General features: G+C 63.8%; 16 protein-coding genes. 6 read left to right on the forward strand and 10 right to left on the reverse strand.

The features are described from left to right. Together IT350_15690 and IT350_15695 are read right to left on the reverse strand one after the other, a co-directional pair. Positions 1-212, reverse strand: a 212-nt coding sequence (locus IT350_15690; protein MCC6159492.1) for a hypothetical protein, incomplete at its 3' end; no start/stop codon positions are given. A 278-nt stretch (positions 213-490) separates the two neighbouring features. Beyond that, on the reverse strand, positions 491-1,819 hold the full coding sequence (locus tag IT350_15695; protein ID MCC6159493.1) for a CHASE2 domain-containing protein: 1,329 nt from the start codon (positions 1,817-1,819) through the stop codon (positions 491-493). A 702-nt stretch (positions 1,820-2,521) separates the two neighbouring features. Here IT350_15695 and dnaA point away from each other — a divergent pair. Together dnaA and IT350_15705 are read left to right on the forward strand one after the other, a co-directional pair. Further along, positions 2,522-3,901, forward strand: coding sequence for a chromosomal replication initiator protein DnaA (gene dnaA / locus IT350_15700; GenBank protein ID MCC6159494.1), 1,380 nt, complete (start codon positions 2,522-2,524; stop codon positions 3,899-3,901). Between the two features lie 163 nt (positions 3,902-4,064). Further along, positions 4,065-4,388 carry a hypothetical protein gene (locus tag IT350_15705; GenBank protein MCC6159495.1) on the forward strand — a complete coding sequence of 108 codons (324 nt, stop codon included), beginning with the start codon at positions 4,065-4,067 and terminating at the stop codon, positions 4,386-4,388. 81 nt (positions 4,389-4,469) lie between these two features. Here IT350_15705 and hemL read toward each other — a convergent pair whose 3' ends face one another. After that, positions 4,470-5,753, reverse strand: a complete 1,284-nt coding sequence (gene hemL / locus IT350_15710; GenBank protein MCC6159496.1) for a glutamate-1-semialdehyde 2,1-aminomutase — start codon at positions 5,751-5,753, stop codon at positions 4,470-4,472. Positions 5,754-5,854: 101 nt separating this feature from the next. Between hemL and IT350_15715 the strand changes: the two genes are divergently transcribed. After that, entirely contained in the window at positions 5,855-6,877 is a 1,023-nt protein-coding gene (locus IT350_15715; protein MCC6159497.1) for a phosphatidylserine decarboxylase, read from the forward strand. Positions 6,878-6,907: 30 nt separating this feature from the next. Here the strand turns inward: IT350_15715 and IT350_15720 are convergent, their stop codons facing one another. From IT350_15720 to IT350_15730, 3 genes are all read right to left on the reverse strand, one after another. Then, positions 6,908-7,207 carry a hypothetical protein gene (locus IT350_15720; GenBank protein ID MCC6159498.1) on the reverse strand — a complete coding sequence of 100 codons (300 nt, stop codon included), beginning with the start codon at positions 7,205-7,207 and terminating at the stop codon, positions 6,908-6,910. Positions 7,208-7,210: 3 nt separating this feature from the next. Continuing rightward, the gene (locus IT350_15725) at positions 7,211-7,486 is read right to left on the reverse strand and encodes a BrnT family toxin (protein ID MCC6159499.1); all 276 of its coding nucleotides are present in this window, start codon (positions 7,484-7,486) and stop codon (positions 7,211-7,213) included. A 117-nt stretch (positions 7,487-7,603) separates the two neighbouring features. Next, the gene (locus IT350_15730) at positions 7,604-8,716 is read right to left on the reverse strand and encodes a DUF1566 domain-containing protein (GenBank protein ID MCC6159500.1); all 1,113 of its coding nucleotides are present in this window, start codon (positions 8,714-8,716) and stop codon (positions 7,604-7,606) included. A 289-nt stretch (positions 8,717-9,005) separates the two neighbouring features. Here IT350_15730 and IT350_15735 point away from each other — a divergent pair, with 289 nt between their 5' ends. Next, on the forward strand, positions 9,006-13,052 hold the full coding sequence (locus IT350_15735; GenBank protein ID MCC6159501.1) for an Ig-like domain-containing protein: 4,047 nt from the start codon (positions 9,006-9,008) through the stop codon (positions 13,050-13,052). A 97-nt stretch (positions 13,053-13,149) separates the two neighbouring features. Here the strand turns inward: IT350_15735 and IT350_15740 are convergent, their stop codons facing one another. Then, the gene (locus IT350_15740) at positions 13,150-14,130 is read right to left on the reverse strand and encodes a sigma 54-interacting transcriptional regulator (GenBank protein MCC6159502.1); all 981 of its coding nucleotides are present in this window, start codon (positions 14,128-14,130) and stop codon (positions 13,150-13,152) included. 335 nt (positions 14,131-14,465) lie between these two features. Between IT350_15740 and IT350_15745 the strand changes: the two genes are divergently transcribed. Beyond that, on the forward strand, positions 14,466-15,551 hold the full coding sequence (locus tag IT350_15745; protein MCC6159503.1) for a hypothetical protein: 1,086 nt from the start codon (positions 14,466-14,468) through the stop codon (positions 15,549-15,551). A gap of 56 nt (positions 15,552-15,607) precedes the next feature. Here IT350_15745 and IT350_15750 read toward each other — a convergent pair whose 3' ends face one another. Continuing rightward, a complete protein-coding gene (locus IT350_15750; GenBank protein ID MCC6159504.1) occupies positions 15,608-16,474 on the reverse strand; it encodes a cation transporter in 867 nt (288 codons plus the stop codon). A gap of 15 nt (positions 16,475-16,489) precedes the next feature. Between IT350_15750 and IT350_15755 the strand changes: the two genes are divergently transcribed. Further along, on the forward strand, positions 16,490-16,702 hold the full coding sequence (locus tag IT350_15755) for a hypothetical protein (protein ID MCC6159505.1): 213 nt from the start codon (positions 16,490-16,492) through the stop codon (positions 16,700-16,702). On the opposite strand, the gene IT350_15760 is transcribed toward IT350_15755, so the two are convergent. Together IT350_15760 and IT350_15765 are read right to left on the reverse strand one after the other, a co-directional pair. Continuing rightward, positions 16,699-16,974 carry a metal-sensitive transcriptional regulator gene (locus IT350_15760; protein MCC6159506.1) on the reverse strand — a complete coding sequence of 92 codons (276 nt, stop codon included), beginning with the start codon at positions 16,972-16,974 and terminating at the stop codon, positions 16,699-16,701. The genes IT350_15755 and IT350_15760 overlap by 4 nt on opposite strands. Positions 16,975-17,240: 266 nt before the next feature. Continuing rightward, on the reverse strand, positions 17,241-17,975 hold the full coding sequence (locus IT350_15765) for a hypothetical protein (GenBank protein ID MCC6159507.1): 735 nt from the start codon (positions 17,973-17,975) through the stop codon (positions 17,241-17,243). Positions 17,976-17,982 lie beyond the last annotated feature (7 nt).

The raw sequence follows: 17,982 nt of genomic DNA on the forward strand, positions 1-17,982 counted from the left end.
GACGTCGTGGTCGTGGTGCCGGCGTCGTCGTCGAGATCGTCGTTCAGGGAATCGTCGTCGGGCGTTGCGTCGTCATCCGACTTCGCATCGCCCGCCGAATCGGACGACGAGCAGTCGCAGGCGGGGAGGAGCAGGAGAAAAATGGCGAGGAGAACGCAGGGGGCGAACCCTTTGTTTTTCCTCGAATCGAATGTTTTCTGAATCGATTTCATTCGACGAAGCGCCTTTTATCGAATCATGTCGAGCGCGTCACCGGCGAAACTCTTCACAGGGTGACACAAACAAACGGGAGCCGTCAACAAAGATCTTTGTGAATTTGAGGAGGAAGGGAAGACGAGGTATCGACGCGTAAAAACCACCGAACCCTCGCGATTCATCCCGGTCGGGGCAGAGACTATTTGCCGAACGCCTGACGCACGACATCACGGCACTTTTTCGGAAAACGAATGCATCGGAACAAGCGAATCGCTCATGCGCCGCGTGGAAAATCTCATTCAGGCCGAGGCGGGGAAAGCTGGGCGCGCTGGAGCGCTTCCGTCTTTTCTTTTTGCTCGCGAACGCACCGCTCGCCAAGCCGAATACGCTCGGCCACCAGTCCCAGGTGGATGATCGTCAGCACGCCGAGCGGGTAGATGAGGTGGATCCACACTGACCACCGCGCGAGCATGACATGCGCCCCGACGATCACTCCCAGTCCGAGCGCGGGACCGACCATCACCGTGGTCACGGGGGGCAGATGGGGAACGCACAGCGCGAGGATGAGCGCGATGGCGACCATCATCGCGACCTCGAACGCGCGCACGAACTCGTCGCGCCACAAAAAAGAATTTTCGAGCGCGTTCGCCACGGCGGTCGCGTGCAACGCGACGCCCGGAAGGTAGGGGTCGTACATCGTGCGGAAGATGTCGTCCGACGAACGGCCGCTGACGCCCACGAGTACCGCGGCGTCTTTCGCGAAATTCTCGGGCAGTCCGCGCGTCACGATGTCGTTGAAATTCACCGATTCGAACACCCCGAGGGGACCATACTGCGAGAGCCACAGATAACCGGTCGGATCGGGATGCAACGGCTGGCCGCCGAGATACGGTCCCGAGTACCACGAGCCGCCCTCCGAACGCAGAACCAGCGAATTGGAGTCGAGATAGGTGCGCACCACGGCCAAGCTGAACGGGAACCAGTAAGCGGACTCGTGCCACATCGCGGCCGGGACTTTGCGCGGATGGCCGTCGGGGTCGGTAACGACGCTGAAGAATCCGAGCGCCGACGCGGCGCGGAGAATCTCGCGGTCCGGCGACAGCGCCAGCGCCGGGAGATCTTCGGCGATGAATGCCTGCGCCTCCGGATCGCGCGTCGCATCGAGCAGACGCCGTCGGCCCATCGACTCGCCAAGCGCGAGGCGCGAATCACGGAAGTCGAGTCGCCAGTTGAATCCGATCACCACCCGCCCGCACGAGCGCATCGCATCGGCGAGAAGCGCCCGACTCGCGTCGCCGCCGGCGGCCTCGGGAGAGAAATAGATGTCGAGACCGATCGCCCTCGCCCCCTGATCGCAGAGCTGCCGGATCACGCCGGCGAGCTCGGTGCGCATGCGATCGTCCATGCCGTAACGCACGCGGCTGACGTCGTCGATCAACACCAACCGCACCGGCGCGACAGGGCTGCGTGGACCGCGCAGCAGAAGGCGTTGATCGACGAGACGCATCTCGTAGAGTTCCAGAAAGTCGGGGGCGTAGAAATAGACGATGAGCGTCGCGAACAGGATCGTCACGGCGATTCCGAGGGAGCGACGGATCGTCAGGCGGTCGCGCGTTTTTCGCATGGAGGCGGATCATAGCACGGCGTCGAAGTCGCACAACATCCTCGCGCGCCCGGCTCGAAAACGACGCTTCCGGCCGCCGCCTCGCATGGGTCCGATTGTTGAAAAAAAAGCGCGGGCAAAAAATTTCCACGGAAAAGTTCGCGACGCGAAACGTCGCCGCGCGCGCGGCGTTTTCCATCGCCGCTAAATCACACGGAAAATTCCGAGTACCCCGGCCGCGCCGACGAAAAAAACGAGCCGTTTTTGAACGACATCGTGTGAGCAAACTCACTTTATTCTGGCCGAGCGGACCCTTGCCCACGGACTCCCCATCGGCCGGCCGCGACGGGTCCGGGTGACAAATTTTCGGGGCTTTTTGCTGGCTTAGACGTGGGCGTGGCGCTTGTGCGGCGAGGGGTGTGACGACGAGGTGTCGGCGAGGCGAAAAAGTCGCTTGCAATCGGTTTTGGCTTATGTATACTCGCCCGGACACTGAGCAACGCGTTCCACGAAGCACCTGTCCGACGATCCGAATTCCTCTGAGGGGGGGAAGGCCGATTCTTGTGGACAGGATTCGACTGAATTGAAATTTTCATCGTGATTTCAATGATTTGGCAAAAGACGCGCCTGTGGAATGTCTGTGGATCTTTGCGACGGGGGCAATCGGGGGCAAATCCCGATTGATGAGTTATCTTAGCTAATGATAATTCGCAAGGAGCTGCGATGAGCCCCGATTGGACGCGGGTGAAAGACGTTCTGGCCGAACGCATCGATGCCCGGGATTTCACCGCCTGGATCGAGCCGCTGGTTGTGGATAAACAGGGTGGCGATCACCTTCGGCTCCTCGCCCCGAACAAGTTCGTCTCCGATTGGTTTCAGGAGCACTACGCCGGTTTCGTCCACGAAATCCTCTTCGAGCTGACCAGCCGAAAGGTGCGCCTCGAAGTCGAAGTGGACGAGGCGCTCAAGGCCCGGCAAATGTCATTCGGCCGGCCTTTTCTCGGCGATCCCCAGGTCGCGCCGGCGCCGCTGCCCGAAAAGGTGCTCAAGAAGCCCGCGCGGACGCATTTCGTCTCCGACCACATCCAGCTCAATCCTAAATACACCTTCAGCCGCTTCATCGTCGGGCCGAGCAACCAGTTCGCCCACGCGGCGGCGCACTCCGTGGCACGTAAGCCGGGGGCCGCCTTCAACCCTCTCTTCTTTTACGGCGGCACGGGACTCGGCAAGACGCACCTGCTCCACGCTATCGGCCACTACCTGCAGGCGGCCGACAAGCCGACACCGGTGGTGCTGATGACCTCGGAGCGTTTCACCAACGAGTTGATCGAGGCGATCCGGGGCCAAAAGCTCAACGCGTTCCGCAAGAAATTCCGCCAGACGACGGCCCTGCTGATCGACGACATCCAGTTCCTGTCGGGCAAGGAACGCACGCAGGAAGAGTTTTTCCACACCTTCAACGAGCTTTACGAGAGCGGCGCGCAGATCGTGCTGACCTCGGATCGCCCGCCGAACCAGATGGACCGCCTGGACGACCGGCTGCGTTCGCGGTTCGGCTGGGGGCTCATCGCCGACATCCAGCCCGCTGAACTCGAAACACGGATTGCGATCCTTCGTGAACTGGCCAAGGACAGCAACACGGATTTGCCCGAGGACACGGCAATGTTCCTGGCGGAGCATTTCCAGATCAACATTCGCGAACTCGAAGGCGCCTTCATCCGCGTGTCGGCCTATGCCTCGCTCAACGGGGTGCCGATCAGCGTGGACATGTCGCGGCGCGTGCTCAAGAGCGTAATCGGCGACGTGGAGAGCCCGATCGCCCTGTCCGAGATCCACCGCGAGGTTTGCGATTACTTCAAGATCAAGATGGGCGACCTCGAGGGCAAGCGCAAGATGCGCAACGTGGCCCTACCCCGTCAGATCGCCGGATACTTGGCCCGCGAGCTCACCGATGCGAGCTTTCCGGAGATCGGCCGGTCGCTGGGCGGACGGGACCATACGACGATCATGCATGCCCACCGCAAGATCGCCGAGGTCCGGCGCAAGGACTCGGGGCTGGACCGTTCCATCGCCGAAATCGCCCGGAGGTTGAAAAAACTGTAATCTTTATCACCAAACTGTGCGTAGGGGCTTTCGCACAAAGCCCTTGACCCCGAAATAACGCGGTGCTATTGATCCCCGCTAGATTCTGGTCTGGACGGGTCTGGTTATTGTCCTCCGGCTCGCGAGTCGGGGGCAAGACGTCAAACACTACGGAGGGTACGAGATGAAGTTCGAACGTTTCATGTTCCTGGCCCTGATTGCCTCGTTGGTCCTGTCGATGGGCCTCGTGGTCGCTTGCGGCGACGATGACGACGACGACGACGACGACACCGCGGACGACGACTCCGACGACGACGCCGACGACGACTCCGGCAGCGGCTGCGAAGAAGCCCTCGGCGACAACGTCGAGATGTGCTTCGAGGAAATCACGACCGCCGATGTCTGCGCTCAGGAAGATGCGGACTGCTGGGTCGCCTGCTTTGAGGCTTCCGAAGAGTGCGGTGACTGGAACGACTGCCTCGTGGCCGACTGCGGCTACGCCGCGTAATTTCCGATCAAACGGAAAACTCGAAACCCCGTCGCTTCGGCGACGGGGTTTCTCTTTGGCGGTGGATAGGGGCGATCGGGCTCAAGCCACGGCGCGGAACGCCTCGGCCGCGACCGCCACTGTCTGGTCGATATCCTCGTCCGAATGGGCCGCGCTGATGAAAGCCGCCTCGAACTGCGACGGCGGCCAGTACACGCCCGCGTCGAGCAAGGCGTGGAACCATCGCCCGAACCGGGCGGTATCGGACCCCTTGGCGCCGGTGAGATCGGTAACGGGTCCAGCCTGAAAGAAGACCGTCAGCATCGATCCCACCCGGTTGACGCAAGCCGGCACTCCGGCCGCGCGCGCGGCCTCGACCAGTCCCGCCTCGAGCCGGCCGCCCAGGTGCGCCAGTTTGTCGTAAACGGGCTGGTCGAGGTGCGTGAGCATGGCGATGCCCGCGGCCATGGCGACGGGATTCCCCGAGAGAGTCCCCGCCTGATAAACCGGCCCCAGCGGGCTGACGTGATCCATGATGCGCGCGCTCGCTCCGTAGGCCCCCACCGGCATGCCGCCGCCGATCACCTTGCCCATCGTCGTGATGTCGGGCATCACCGCGTAGAGCGCCTGCGCGCCGCCCGACGACACCCGAAAGCCGGTCATGACTTCGTCGAAAATCAGCAGGATGCCCTCGGCGTCGCACAGGCGGCGCAGCCCTTCGAGAAACCCCTCGCGCGGGCGCACGACGCCCATATTGCCCACCACGGGCTCCAGGATGACTGCGGCGATCTGCCCCGCGTTCTCCCTCGCGATGGCGCGCACGGCGTCGAGATCGTTGTACGGGGCGGTCAGGGTGTCACGCGCGACGCCCTCGGTGATGCCCGCCGAGTCGGGCACGCCGAACGTGAGCGCGCCGGAACCCGCCGCGATCAGAAACGCGTCGCCGTGCCCGTGGTAGCAGCCTTCGAACTTGAGGATCTTCGCCCGCCCGGTCACGCCCCGCGCCACGCGGATCGCCGACATGGTCGCCTCGGTCCCCGAGTTCACGAATCGCACCTTCTCGACCGACGGCACGCGCTCCCGCACGAGCCGCGCCAGTACCGCCTCACTGCGTCCCGAAGTGCCGAAGCTGGTGCCGAGCTTCGCCTGTTCGATAATCGCGTTCACCACGGGCGGGAACGAATGGCCGAGGATGTGCGGCCCCCACGAGCCGACGTAGTCGATGTAGGCGTTGCCGTCCTCGTCGCGCATGCGCGACCCCGAGCCCTCGCGCATGAAGACCGGTGTGCCGCCCACGGACTTGAAGGCTCGCACGGGCGAGTTCACGCCGCCGACGAGCAGGTCGCGGGCTTCGCTGAACAGGGCTTGAGACGTTTGGCGATTCATGGAATGGTCCCCCGCGCGCGATTCGTTCGCGACGCCGACGCCGATCGCGTCGAAGCGTGTCTTTAGCAGGAATGCCGACTTTGCATCAACACGACATGGACGTGAATAAGACCAAAATTCCCGAAAAGCCCGGCTGGCACGGCGAGCACGTGGAGCGCGCCACCGGCGAGATCGGGCTCGAGCCGATCATGGGCGACGCGTGGATCCGCCGCCTTTATGAGGACCTGCCCGGTGTGAGCCGGGGCGCGTTGATGGCGCTCACCTCGCGTCTCGTGAGCCGCGTGCTGGCCTACCTCGCGTTCGACGCACCCTTCACGCGAACCGACGCCGCGGGGTTCGCCGAGCAAAACGGCATCGATCTCGCCGAGGCGATCCAGCCGCCGGGTGGTTTTCGCACGCGCCGCGACGTCTTCCTGCGAAAACTCGACTATGAGCGCGTCCGTCCGGTGTCCGGGCGCGAGGACGCCGCCGTTTGCCTCGCCGATGCGAAGCTCATTTGCGGCGAACTGGGCGAGGGCACGCGGCTGCCGGTGAAAAATCGCTGGTTCGATCTCGAAACGCTCGTGGGCCGGTCAAGCGTGGCGCGCGAATTCGCCGGCGGCACGTTCGCGGTCTTTCGGCTCGCCCCGCCCGACTACCACTGGTTCCACGCGCCGGTCTCCGGGCTCGTGCGCGAGAGCTACCCGCTCGCGGGGCGTTACTTCAGCGTCAACCCCCGGGCGATCCGCGCGCTGCCCCACGTGTTGTCGGACAACGCGCGCGCGGTCGCGATCATCGACACCGACATCGAGGGCGGCACGGGGATCGGGCTCGTCGCCGTGATCCCCGTCGCGGCGCAGGTGATCGGAAAAATCGTCTGGGCGTCGAGCGAGCGCGGCTACGACGAGCCCAAGGTGGTCGCGCCGGGTCTTTTCGTTCAACGAGGCCGACCGATGGGCTTTTTCGCGCCGGGCAGTTCCACCGTGGTCGCGCTGTTTCAGCCCGGCCGCATCCTGAGCGACAGCGACCTCACCGCCCTCATGGCGCGGGACGACGTGCCGACGCTCTACACCGAGGATGTCTTCGGCCGGCGCGCCGCCGAGGTCGCCGTGCGCGTCAATGAGAGTTTCGCGACGAGGATGTGAAGCGCGGCGCGCGACAACTTACCCCCAAGCTCATCGCGCGATCCGCAGTTCCTTGGCGATGCCCTCGGCGAGCCACAACCGAATCAGGGTTTGATAGGGGATGGATTTGAGCGTGGCGATTTTCCGCAGGGCGATGATCTGCGCCTCGTCGAGCTTCACGGACACGTTTTTCAGCCGGCGCTTTCGCTCGCCTTTGAGAATCTGATCGCGAAGCTCCTCGTCGAGGGCAAACTCGACCGGTCGCTCCTCCAGTTCGCCGAGCACGCCGTGGCGGTCATAAAACGCGGCGGGGTCCGCAATCCGTTCGTTTTTCGTCTTCGCGCTCGCCATGGCCTACCCCTTCCCGTGACGCTCGTAATAGCGCCGTTCCGCCCGCCCCATGTCCCAACCCGTGATGACGCGGATGAGGCCGCGTTCACGCTCCTCGAACACGATGACCAGCAGGCGGCCGGCATGTGTGCTTCCGAAGGCGGCATAATGACCCTTCTTCGTCTTCCGCACCAACGGAGAACGGGCCAGGACCTGCTCAGCCTCTTCGGGTTCGATCCCGTGGCCCAGCGCGAGGTGGAGTTCGTTTCCGTCGTCCCATTCGAAGTCTCGAATGCGCAAGCCGCCTCCGATAATGGTCATACATTAGAGGACAAATGCCACGACGTCAAACCGTTCGCACGGTCCGGCCCGATTGGCCGCCCCTTCCCCGCCCCGCGGATCCCTCGCCGATCCGACCTACTTCGCGTCTCGAACGCACCGCACCCGGATGGGGTTCAAGACTTCTTTCGAATCCCGCAGGATCGTCGCATCGCGGAAGTGGATCGTCCAAGCTTGCGTGGTGACCGGCGTCGTCTCCGTGGCGCTCCAGAATTGTTCGCACGAGCCTCTCAGATCCGCCGGCCAATAGCACCCCAATGCCTGCCCCCCGTACCCGTCGCATCCTTGCCAGCACTCCGGGGGGTTGCAGGACTCGGAGTCGGTGCATTCGTCCGTGATGAGACACGAGCCGCCCGTCATGGTCGCCTCGCAGATGGTGATCAACGAGCGCAGTTCCGAGATCGTGGGAAGCCGCCATCCTTCCGAAAGACTCTCGCAGTGGTCCTGCGCCTCTTCCCACCCGGTCTCCTCCCCGCTCGGCTCGACCTCCCACGTGAGGTCCGTATTCTCGTCCGTCCACGTTCCATCGTCCGTGTCGTCGTCCGTCACTTCGCCCCAACGAACGCACCACGTATTCCGGTCGTAAGATTCGGCCATCGGATGGATGCCGGCATCGTTGAATTCCACCTGCCAGAAGCTTCGGATCTCCGAGTCATCCTCCACCTCGGTGGAAGACCAGACTTCGCCAAACGGAAACCAACTGTACAGGTCGCAGTAACCGCCCTCGCTGCCGGGGCCTTCGTTGGGAAACATTTTGCAGGCCTCGCAGTCGTCCATCGTCCAGCAGTCGCTCTCGGCGCAGTCATCCGTCACGCCGCACGAGCCCCCGGTTTCCGCGGCGGGGCAACCGCGGATGATCGATCGAAGCTCCGAGATCGTGGGAAGCCGCCAGTCGTCGTACCCATCGAATTCGAGATCGGCGCAAAACGCCTCGGCCTGGTCGTGCTTCTTCTTGAAGATCGGTGTGTCGCGGTAGAGCATCAGTTCGTATCCGGAATCGTCGTCGTCCGTGCTGTCGTCGTCATCGTCGTCGTCGCCTGTGTCGTCGTCGTCATCGACTGGGACTCCGGAGTCGTCATCGTCGTCGCCCCCGAAGGACGCGCGATCGTCGTCGTCGTCGCCGCAGCCCGCGACGATCGCCGTGAGAATCGAAACCAGCGCCAGCATCGCAACCAAGGTGCGGGAAAGCATTCCGAATTCCTTCGTGAAGAGTTCGTCGGATTACTGAGAAAAATCCGGGATCTACGGCCAGAAATTGCCGTGAAAACCATTACAATATTTCAGGCCCCCGTCAAGTCGGTGCGTGACCTGGCAGACGTCGAAAATGACCAGGGCGAGGAACTGCACTTCGACCGCTTTCCGCCGATGGGCGAACGTTTGGGAGGTTGGCGTCTGAACGATCGTTCAACGCGGCCCTTCCCTTGCGCGGCGCGATTGCGTACAAACAATCGTTTCGCAATTCGCGCCGAAGGGCTTCGCCATGAATCGCAAAAGTGTTCGCCGGGTCGTGTGGGGAGTGTGCGCGCTCGTCCTGATCGCATCGCCGGGTTTCGCGCTCGACCTCGTGTCGCAGGACCCGCGTTTCGAGACCTTCGTGATTGGAGTCGAGGAGCCCGTCACGCTCGTCTTCGACGCATCGCTTGCGCCCGCATCCGTGACCACGGACAGCGTGTTTCTGACGCGCGTCGATGACGCCAGCGTCGTCGCGACGAGCGTCGCCGTGGGGACGACGAACATCGCGGACGACACAGTGGTGCTGACGCCGGACGACGACCTGCGTTTCGGAGTGCGTTACCGGCTCACGGTGACCGGCGACGTGGAGGACACGGGCGCGAACGCGTTTTCGGGCGGTTACCCGTTCGGGCGCGAGTTCGTGCCCAACGTGCCGCGCGACCTGGATGTTCCGATCTGCGCACCCAACGATTTCAACTGCCTGATCTCGCTCACCGCGCCGTTTGTCGGATTCGATCCCACGGACCCCGAGGGCACGAACCCGAACAAGATCTACACGATCCCCGGCGTATCGGCGACCGAGGCGTGGAAGTGGGCCACGGGCCGGCCGGACGTGGTGATCGCGGTCATCGACGACGGCATGTCCACCTACGGCGACCCCGATCTGCGCGACCGGTTCTGGATCAACACGGGCGAAACCCCCGAGCCGCGCATCGGCGACGCGCCGTGCGGTGTGTACGACTGCAACGACGACGGCCGCGTGTCGGCGTCCGACTGGGCGCTGGACAACCGCGTGCTCGCCGAGTCGGGTGCGGACCCGGTGGATGTGTCGCACCTGCTCGCTGCGTTTTCGGACGGCGTGGACGACGACGGCAACGGTTTCACCGACGACATCTCGGGCTGGGACTTTTTCCGCGACGTCAACGAGGTGCTGGGCGTGGACGAATTCCCCGAGGGCACGCACGGCGATGGCGCGGACAACATCGTCGGCACGCCCGAAAACGGCAGCGGTTCGCTGATCGGCTTCTGCCCGAACTGCACCTTCCTGCCGCTGCGCACTTCGGACGCGGTGATGGTGGATTACAACCTGGTGGGGGCGGCGGCGGATTACGCGCTCGCGACCGGCGTGGTGAAGGTCATCAGCATCGCCATGGGCGCGATGAACTACAATGCGGCCGCGCATCAGGCGATCATCGACGCGGCCGACGCGGGCATCCTGACCGTCGCGCCCGGCGGCGACCTTCTGGGCTTCCAGAATATGTGGCCCGGCGCGGGCGAGGATGTGCTGAACGTTAAAGCACTATTCCCATTTGCGCCGATCGAAATTCTCGGGCCGATCTCGGTGGAGCTCGCCGCGTTCACCGAATCGTACTGCACCAATTACGGCGCGCACACGCACATCTCGATGCCCGCCGGTCACATCTGCACGTCGGAAGCGACGGCGAACGTGTCGGGCAGCGCGGCGCTCATCATTTCGCGGGCGCGCGACATCGGCATCGAGCTGTCGGCGAACGAGGTGAAGCAGATCATCATCATGAGCGCCGACGACATCTACGAGCGGTGCATTTCGCTGGTCGAGGGCCCGTCGGGCGGCGGGGTGTGCCGTCACGGGTGGGACGAGCACTTCGGGTATGGGCGCCTGAACCTCAAGAAGGCGTTCGACATGCTCGGCTACCCGGAAGAGAGCACGCCGCCGATGATCCCGCCGGTCGCGCGCATCCGCAAGCCGATCTGGTGGACGGTGCAGGACCCCGAGACGCAGCCCGCGGTGACGGTCGAGGCGCAGATGAGCGCCCGGACTGCCGAGTACCGCTGGGAGATCCAGGGCGCGGCGGGGCATCAGCCCTACAACCGCGATTTCGTGGTGCTCGCGTCGGGCACAGAGACCGACGAGGTAGACGGCCCGATCGCCACGGTGGACGTGTCGTCGCTGATGAAAAAGGCCGAGTGGTCGCGCCCGCCCGAGGATGAAAACGACAAGACGATTACGATCCGCCTGCAGGTGTTTTACGACAAAGCGGGTAAAACGGTGATGGGCGAGGACCGCAAGTCGATCCAGCTCCACGCCGACCGCGATCCCGAGACCGGCATCATGGACAATTTCCCGATCGCGCTCGGCGCGTCGGTCGAGTCGAGCCCGCGCGTGGTGGATCTCGACGGCGATCCCGACGGTCGCATGGAGATCGTCTTCGCGACGTCGATGGGAACGGTCGAGGCGTTCAAGGTCGACGGCAACACCGGTGAATGGGCCGAAGCGCCGGGCTTCCCCGTGGACATTTCGGGCGACGGTTCATTCTTCGCCGACGGCATTCTCGGCGCGGTGGCGATCGGCGATCTGCTGGGGGACGGCCTGCCCAAGATCGTCGCGGCCACGCTGGGTGGGCGCGTCTACGCCATTCACCACGACGGCAACCTGAACCCCGACGGACCGATCGTCGAAGGCTTCCCCGTCGAGGTTGATCCCAACGAAAACGCCGACAGCTTCGATTTCGGTCACGGCAACGCGATCGTCGCGTCGCCCGCCCTCGCGGACCTGGACCTCGACGGCGCGCTCGAGATCGTGATCGGTAGCTACGACCAGAAGGCGTATGCATGGAGCCCGTTCGACGGCGACACCGACGGCGAGGCGGACCGGCTACCCGGCTGGCCCGTGCTGCTCTCGTCGCTGCCCGGCGTCGTGCCCGCGAACAAGGTGTGCGGCGACGCGCTGCCCGCGCAGGTGCTGGGCAGCCCGGCGGTCGCGATTCTCGATCCCGACAACGCAAACGCCGACATCGCCGAGCACCCGGCGGTCGTGATCCCGACGTCCGAGGTCTGCTCCGAATTCGACCTGCTGCCCACGAGCCGCATGTACGCGGTGTATTGGAACGGCACCGAAAACGCCGACGGACCCTTCCTGCCCGGCTGGCCGGCCGAGTTGTATATGCCGCTCGGCGACGCCATCCCGATTCCGCCGCTCACGACCGGCGCGAACAACTCGCCCGCGATCTGGATCGACGACGAGGGCATCGCGAACATCAGCGCCGGCGGATTCCTGTGGTTCCCCGCCATGGTGAAATACGATGGCGTGCACGCGAACGCGAACACGTTCATCGCCACCGACCGCCTGAACGTCACGACGGCCAGCAACGGCACGTTCGCGCGGTTTGGACTCGACGAGAAGATGCACTTCTTCCTGCCCACGGTGGGCCTGCTGAACATCATCGACAAGTTCCTGAAGCTCGAAAGCTGGAACATCGTCGGCTTCGATCTGGAAAGCGCCGACGTGGCCGTGCAGGTCTTCCGCGAGCGATGGGAAGACGTTCAGATCTTCGTGAACCCGATCGTGGCCGACATCTCCGGCGACAACCTCCCCGAGGTCATCGCGGGCTCGGGCGGCTACAACCTGCGCGCGTACGACATCAACCGCGAGCAGCCCGAGGGCTGGCCCAAGCCCATCCACAACTGGGCGATCGCGTCGGTCGCCGTCGGCGATCTCGACCGCGACGACCATCTGGAAGTCGTGCTGCCCACGCACGAGGGCAACCTCTTCGCGTGGAACACGCGCGGCCGCGAATGCAAAAACGACCGCGCAAATTCGGACTGGTGGACGTTCCGCCACGACGAGCGCAACACCGGCGCGTATCACACCGACACGCGCGCGCCGCGCATGGTCACCGATCTCGTGGTGGAGGATTTGGGCGGCGGCGAGTTCCGCCTCACCTTCGCCGCGCCGGGCGACGACGGCGGCTGCGGCAAGGTCGAGGGGTACGACGTGCGTTATTCGACGAGCGCCGACGCGAACCTGAACGAACGCACGACATTCCTCAACGCCTCCGCGGCGACGATGTCATCGGGCGACCCGGCGATGGGCGGGCAGAAGCAGACGCTCGTCGTGAGTGCGCCGGACGCGCAGGCGTTTTCGATCCGCGCCTTCGACGACGCGGGGCAGGCGAGTTGGCCGAGCGGCGTCGCCTATCCGCAGTCGGGCGGGGACGACGACCTCGATGGCGATCCCGACACGGCCGACGACGATGACGACGATGCGTCAGCACCTTCAGGCGACGACGATGACGACGACGGGTGCGGGTGCTGATCCCTTAACTCAAACCCTCTCCAGCCGTGCGGGAGAGGGGAGCCCAAGCGGAGCGAGGGCGAGGTGAGGTTCGGTTCGAAAGACCAACGACCGCTCCTCACCTCCGCGTGCGCGGCATGTTCCACGCCTTGCGCTTCTCCCACAGCGTCTTGGTAGTTATACCGAGGTACTGCGCGAGTTCCTTCTCCGTGTGCTGGTCCTGGAACCGCGTGATGAAGTCCTTGGTGTAGTCGGTGATCGACAGCTTCTTGTCGAGCGCCTCCTGACGGAAGCGATTGCGTCGCTCGTAGCCGCGCCGTTCGAGGAAAATCGGCAAGTCCGCACCGACGATCTCCGCGCCCTCTTCCATGAGCACGATGGTCTGCTCGAAGACGTTTTCGAGCTCGCGCACGTTTCCCGGCCAGTCGTAATTCATGAGCATCCCCAGCGCCTCGGCGGAGATGCCGGCCACGCGTTTGTCGAGTCGCGCCGCGAACTTTTCGATGAAGTGTTTCGACAACACGGGGAGATCGTCGAGCCGATCGCGCAGGGGCGGAATCTGGATGTGGACGACGTTGAGCCGGTAGTGCAGGTCTTCGCGGAAACGACCCTCGTTCACCTCCGTGCCGAGGTCCTTGTTGGTCGCCGCGACGATGCGGATGTCGAGCTTGATCGGCCGGCGGTCGCCGACCTTCATGATCTCCTCTTCCTGAATCGCGCGCAGCAGCTTGACCTGCATTTCGAGGGGCAACTCGCCGACCTCGTCCAAAAACACGGTGCCGCCCTGGGCCTTTTCGAACAAACCTTCCTGGGTGGAGACCGCGCCGGTATAAGCGCCTTTGACGTGGCCGAACAGTTCGGCTTCCAGCAGGTTTTCGGGGATCGCGCCGCAATTCACCACGATCATCGGGCGACCGGCGCGCGGGCTCAGGGCGTGGATCGCCTTGGCGAACAATTCCTTGCCGGTCCCGGATTCGCCGGTCAGCAGTACGGTGCTTTTGTACGGCGCGACCTTCTTGATCACCGTCAGAACGCGGGCGAGTTCCTTGCTGCGCCCAACGATGTTGGCGACGAGATCGACGGTCTCGGGCTCGGTCATGCTCGGCCTCCGTGCGCCACGTTTTGGATGAACCTCGGTTTTAGTATTACAATTTTTCTGACAAGACACAACCCGAGGCACTCGGATGCATGACGAATTTTCGTGAGGTCCGACGGGCGCGCTCGCCCCGAAGACCCCGGAGACGCAAACGGCCATACGTGTAACATATTGATTATCATGAGATTTTTTGACCAGCGGTGCGCGGGCGGGTCAGCGGAAGCGCGTCGCGCCGCGATGACGAAATTTTTAGACTGTTCGCAACACCCGGATCGGACGTATAATTCGGGCCTCCTTCAAGGATGTTTACCGCCCGCGACCGGGCAAAGGAGGGTTCCATGAAGGATCGACTTTTCGAACTCGTGATGGTGGTCATGATCGCCGCGGCGACCTTCGCAATGACGGCGTGCGGCGGCGCTGATGACGACGATGACGACGACGATGACGACAGCGGTTACGGCGACGACGACGGCGGTTCCGACTGGCGCGACGCCGTGCCCGACCCGGCGAGTCTGGCGCTGGCGCTTCCCGGCGAGGACAACGTACCCGAGAAAGCGCCGGGGGAGCTGGCCACGCTCTACCACGCCACCGTGGACTACACCCGCGAGGTGAACGCCCACATCATGTATTACCTGTCGTCGATCGACGAAATCACCAGCTATCCGCCGACCGAAGAAACGAGTGACGCGGCCACGTGGGGCCCGTGGATCGAGGACGGACTGTCGCCCGTCGAGATGCAGTTCGTGATCGAGCGCGTGTCGGACGAACACTATTCGTATCGTCTCGACTGGCGTCCGAAAACCGGCGGCGATTGGGTGACGGTGTGGACCGGCGAGGTCGAGACGTCGGTCGAGACCGAGCGGCGCGGCGTCGGCCAATTCACGATCGACTTCACGGCCGCGTGGGAGCTCGACCCGACGATCAACGAGCGCGGCACGATCGAGGTCGATTACGACACGCTCACCGACGGACGGCTCATCACGATCTCGGCGATCGAGTTCTGCGGCGACGAGAACGACGCCGACAATGACAGCGTGCCATGCCCGACGAACGCGGTGTACGAATACCACAACCGGGCCGACAACTCGGGTTATTTCGAATTCGACTACTGGGACGACGTGCACTACAACGAATACGCTGGCGCCGAGTACGCGGCGTACGAGCACGTGTGGTTCAATACCCGGTGGGAAAGTGACGGCACGGGCCGCAGCGACGTCATCATCACCGACGGCGACATCCCGAATATCGTCGAGGACGAATACCAACTCGTGTCGTACACCGGCTCCGAGTGCTGGGCGTCGGACTTTTTGCGCGGCTACTACATCGAGGAGGCGAACTTCGACCCGGCGTATTCATACGTCGTGCTGGAGGAGGGCGACGACACGATGTGCGCGTTCGAGGCCGATCCGCCCGACGTCGATTAATTTCCCCCGGACGTTCAAACGGCCCGCGCCCCAGTGGACGCGGGCCGTTTTCCATTTCACGTGTCGCCGCGGGGCTCGAACTGAAATACCGCGTGCGCGATCGAGAATTCATCCGCGACGAAGTGACGCAACCGGTGCGCGAGTTCGCTCTGCTCGGCGAGCGGCAGGTCGCGCGCGAGTTCCACATAGGCTGTCATCGCGTGCATGCCCGAGGTGATGGTCCACACGTGAACATCGTCAACGAGGGCGATCTCGGCGAACTGGTCGCGGATACGCGAGGTGACTACGGCGGTCTTCACGTTGCGAGGCGATTCTTCCAGCAGGATGCGCACGGAATCGCGCGTGAGCCCCCACGCCCAGATCAAGATCACCACGCAGATCAGCACCGACAGCACGGGATCGATCCACAACCAACCGGTCCAGCGGATCATCAACGCGCCGCCGACGATGGCGACGGACGAGAGCGTGTCGCCGACCATGTGCAGAAACGCTGAGCGGAAATTCAGGTCGTCGTGTCCGGCGCCCGACAGTACAAACGCGGTCACGATGTTGACGACGAGGCCGAAGATCGCCACGACCAACATCTGACCCGCGAGGATGGGCTGTGGCGACATGAGCCGCTCCCAGGCTTCACGCGCGATGAAGAACGTGATGGCCGCGAGGGTGATCGCGTTGAAAAGTGCCGCCAGGACCTCGACGCGGTAGAGCCCGAAGCTGCGCTCGGGCGTGGTCGGCCGCGACGCGACGGCGATGGCGACGAGGCTGAGACCAAGGGCAAATGCGTGCGTGAACATGTGCCCGGCGTCGGAGATCAGCGCCAGGCTGCCCGTCCAGATGCCGCCGACGATCTCGACGGCCATGGTCGTCGCCGTGATCGCGACCGCGATGCGCAGGCGGCGCTTCTCTTCCGGGCGGTGCGTCACGCCGTGGGAGTGGCCGTGGTGGTCGTGATCGTGCCCATGCTCATGGTCGTGATCGTCGTCATGTTCGTGCCCATGCTCATGCCCGTGATCGTCGTCATGTTCGTGGTCGTGCTCGTGATCGTGCCCTTGGCCATGCTCGTTATCGTCGTGGCCGTGACCGCGATGTCCGCCCCCGGCGCGCAACGCGTCGAGCGGTTTGTGTTCATGTCGCATTCGGGTTCCTCCTAACGCAATACGAGCCGCAGCGTGTCCTTCAACTCGGAGAGGGCGTGTTTCGTGCGTCCGTCCTTCACGGCGTCGATGATGCAGTGCTCCAGGTGATCTTCGAGCAATTCCTTGCGCGCGGCCTCCATCGCCTTCATCACGGCGGCCATCTGCTGGAGCAGATCGGCGCAGGGCCGATCCTCGTCCACCATGCGACGGATCGATTCGACATGCCCCGCGATGCGCGCGAGACGCTTCGCGACCGAATCACGTTTTTTGTGTTGAGAGTGGCCCATATCCTATCCTCCTGGAGAGGATAATAGCAGGTACGGGATTTCGCGCAAGTGAGCTGAAATCGGTGAAGGTCGTGAAGTGTCGTTGTTCCGTTCGGCGTCTATTCCGCCCCTGTCATCCCGAGCGGAGCGAAGCGGAGTCGAGGGATCCCCCAAGTCTTCAACCCTGAAGGGATTCCTCCACTCCGTTCGCTACGCTCATTCCGGTCGGAATGACAGGCGATCCCGTCGCGGTTCGCCACCAACCATACCCGGTCCGCGGAAGAACCCTACGGTTGCTGTAGAAACGCCGTCACATCACCGGCGAGGCGCATCATCGCCTTTTCGAACGCGGCGTGCTCGGCGCGGCGCACCGTCTCGTAGGAATTGGCGTCGGACGACGTGGTGCGCGTCAGGTAGTCCTCGGTGAACACACCCGACCAGACCACAACGCCGGTGCGCACGTGCAGTACCACGGCCTCGACCGCGCAGTAGGAGCGTGACTCATCGGCCGCGAATTTTTTTTGGCTCGTGTAGGTCCAGTTGGCGCTGCGGTAGATGAGCAGGAGTTCGGACTGGAACCGCGCCGCGGCCTCGCGCAGCAGCGGGATCGACATGTCGCGGGGAACCAGCATCGACGGCATCATGCGCGCGTCGGACACGCGTGGCGCTGTTTTGAGCGCAGTGAGGAACCGTTCGGTCCACTGGCGGTCGAGCGCCGCCATTTCCTCGGACCAGTATCCGTACTCGGGCCGCTGCTGGAATTTCACCACCGAAATCCGTGCGCTTTCTGGCAACGTGATGGTGGAGCCCAGAATCGCCGCGATATCCTCGCCGGAGATCACCGCCTTGTCGCTCGCAAACAGCGACGTCGTCAGATCCAGGCCGCCGCGATAGTCCTGCTCCGCGGCGACGTTACGCGTTTCGGCCTCCTTGCGCGGCATGGACGCGCACGCGCTGACAAACGCGGTGGACGCCAGCGCAAACACGATCACGCAGATCCAAAGAACGCGACGACGCGGCATGAAATCC

Source organism: Deltaproteobacteria bacterium, assembly GCA_020845895.1.
Lineage (GTDB): Bacteria > Lernaellota > Lernaellaia > JACKCT01 > JACKCT01 > JADLEX01.

Excerpts from the sequence above, each read along its gene's own strand:
- IT350_15765 (MCC6159507.1), bottom strand. The coding sequence starts at position 17,975 with ATGCCGCGTCGTCGCGTTCTTTGGATCTGCGTGATCGTGTTTGCGCTG.
- IT350_15735 (MCC6159501.1), top strand. The coding sequence starts at position 9,006 with ATGAATCGCAAAAGTGTTCGCCGGGTCGTGTGGGGAGTGTGCGCGCTC.
- IT350_15705 (MCC6159495.1), top strand. The coding sequence starts at position 4,065 with ATGAAGTTCGAACGTTTCATGTTCCTGGCCCTGATTGCCTCGTTGGTC.
- IT350_15730 (MCC6159500.1), bottom strand. The coding sequence starts at position 8,716 with ATGCTTTCCCGCACCTTGGTTGCGATGCTGGCGCTGGTTTCGATTCTC.
- IT350_15720 (MCC6159498.1), bottom strand. The coding sequence starts at position 7,207 with ATGGCGAGCGCGAAGACGAAAAACGAACGGATTGCGGACCCCGCCGCG.
- dnaA (MCC6159494.1), top strand. The coding sequence starts at position 2,522 with ATGAGCCCCGATTGGACGCGGGTGAAAGACGTTCTGGCCGAACGCATC.
- IT350_15745 (MCC6159503.1), top strand. The coding sequence starts at position 14,466 with ATGAAGGATCGACTTTTCGAACTCGTGATGGTGGTCATGATCGCCGCG.
- IT350_15695 (MCC6159493.1), bottom strand. The coding sequence starts at position 1,819 with ATGCGAAAAACGCGCGACCGCCTGACGATCCGTCGCTCCCTCGGAATC.
- IT350_15740 (MCC6159502.1), bottom strand. The coding sequence starts at position 14,130 with ATGACCGAGCCCGAGACCGTCGATCTCGTCGCCAACATCGTTGGGCGC.
- hemL (MCC6159496.1), bottom strand. The coding sequence starts at position 5,753 with ATGAATCGCCAAACGTCTCAAGCCCTGTTCAGCGAAGCCCGCGACCTG.
- IT350_15760 (MCC6159506.1), bottom strand. The coding sequence starts at position 16,974 with ATGGGCCACTCTCAACACAAAAAACGTGATTCGGTCGCGAAGCGTCTC.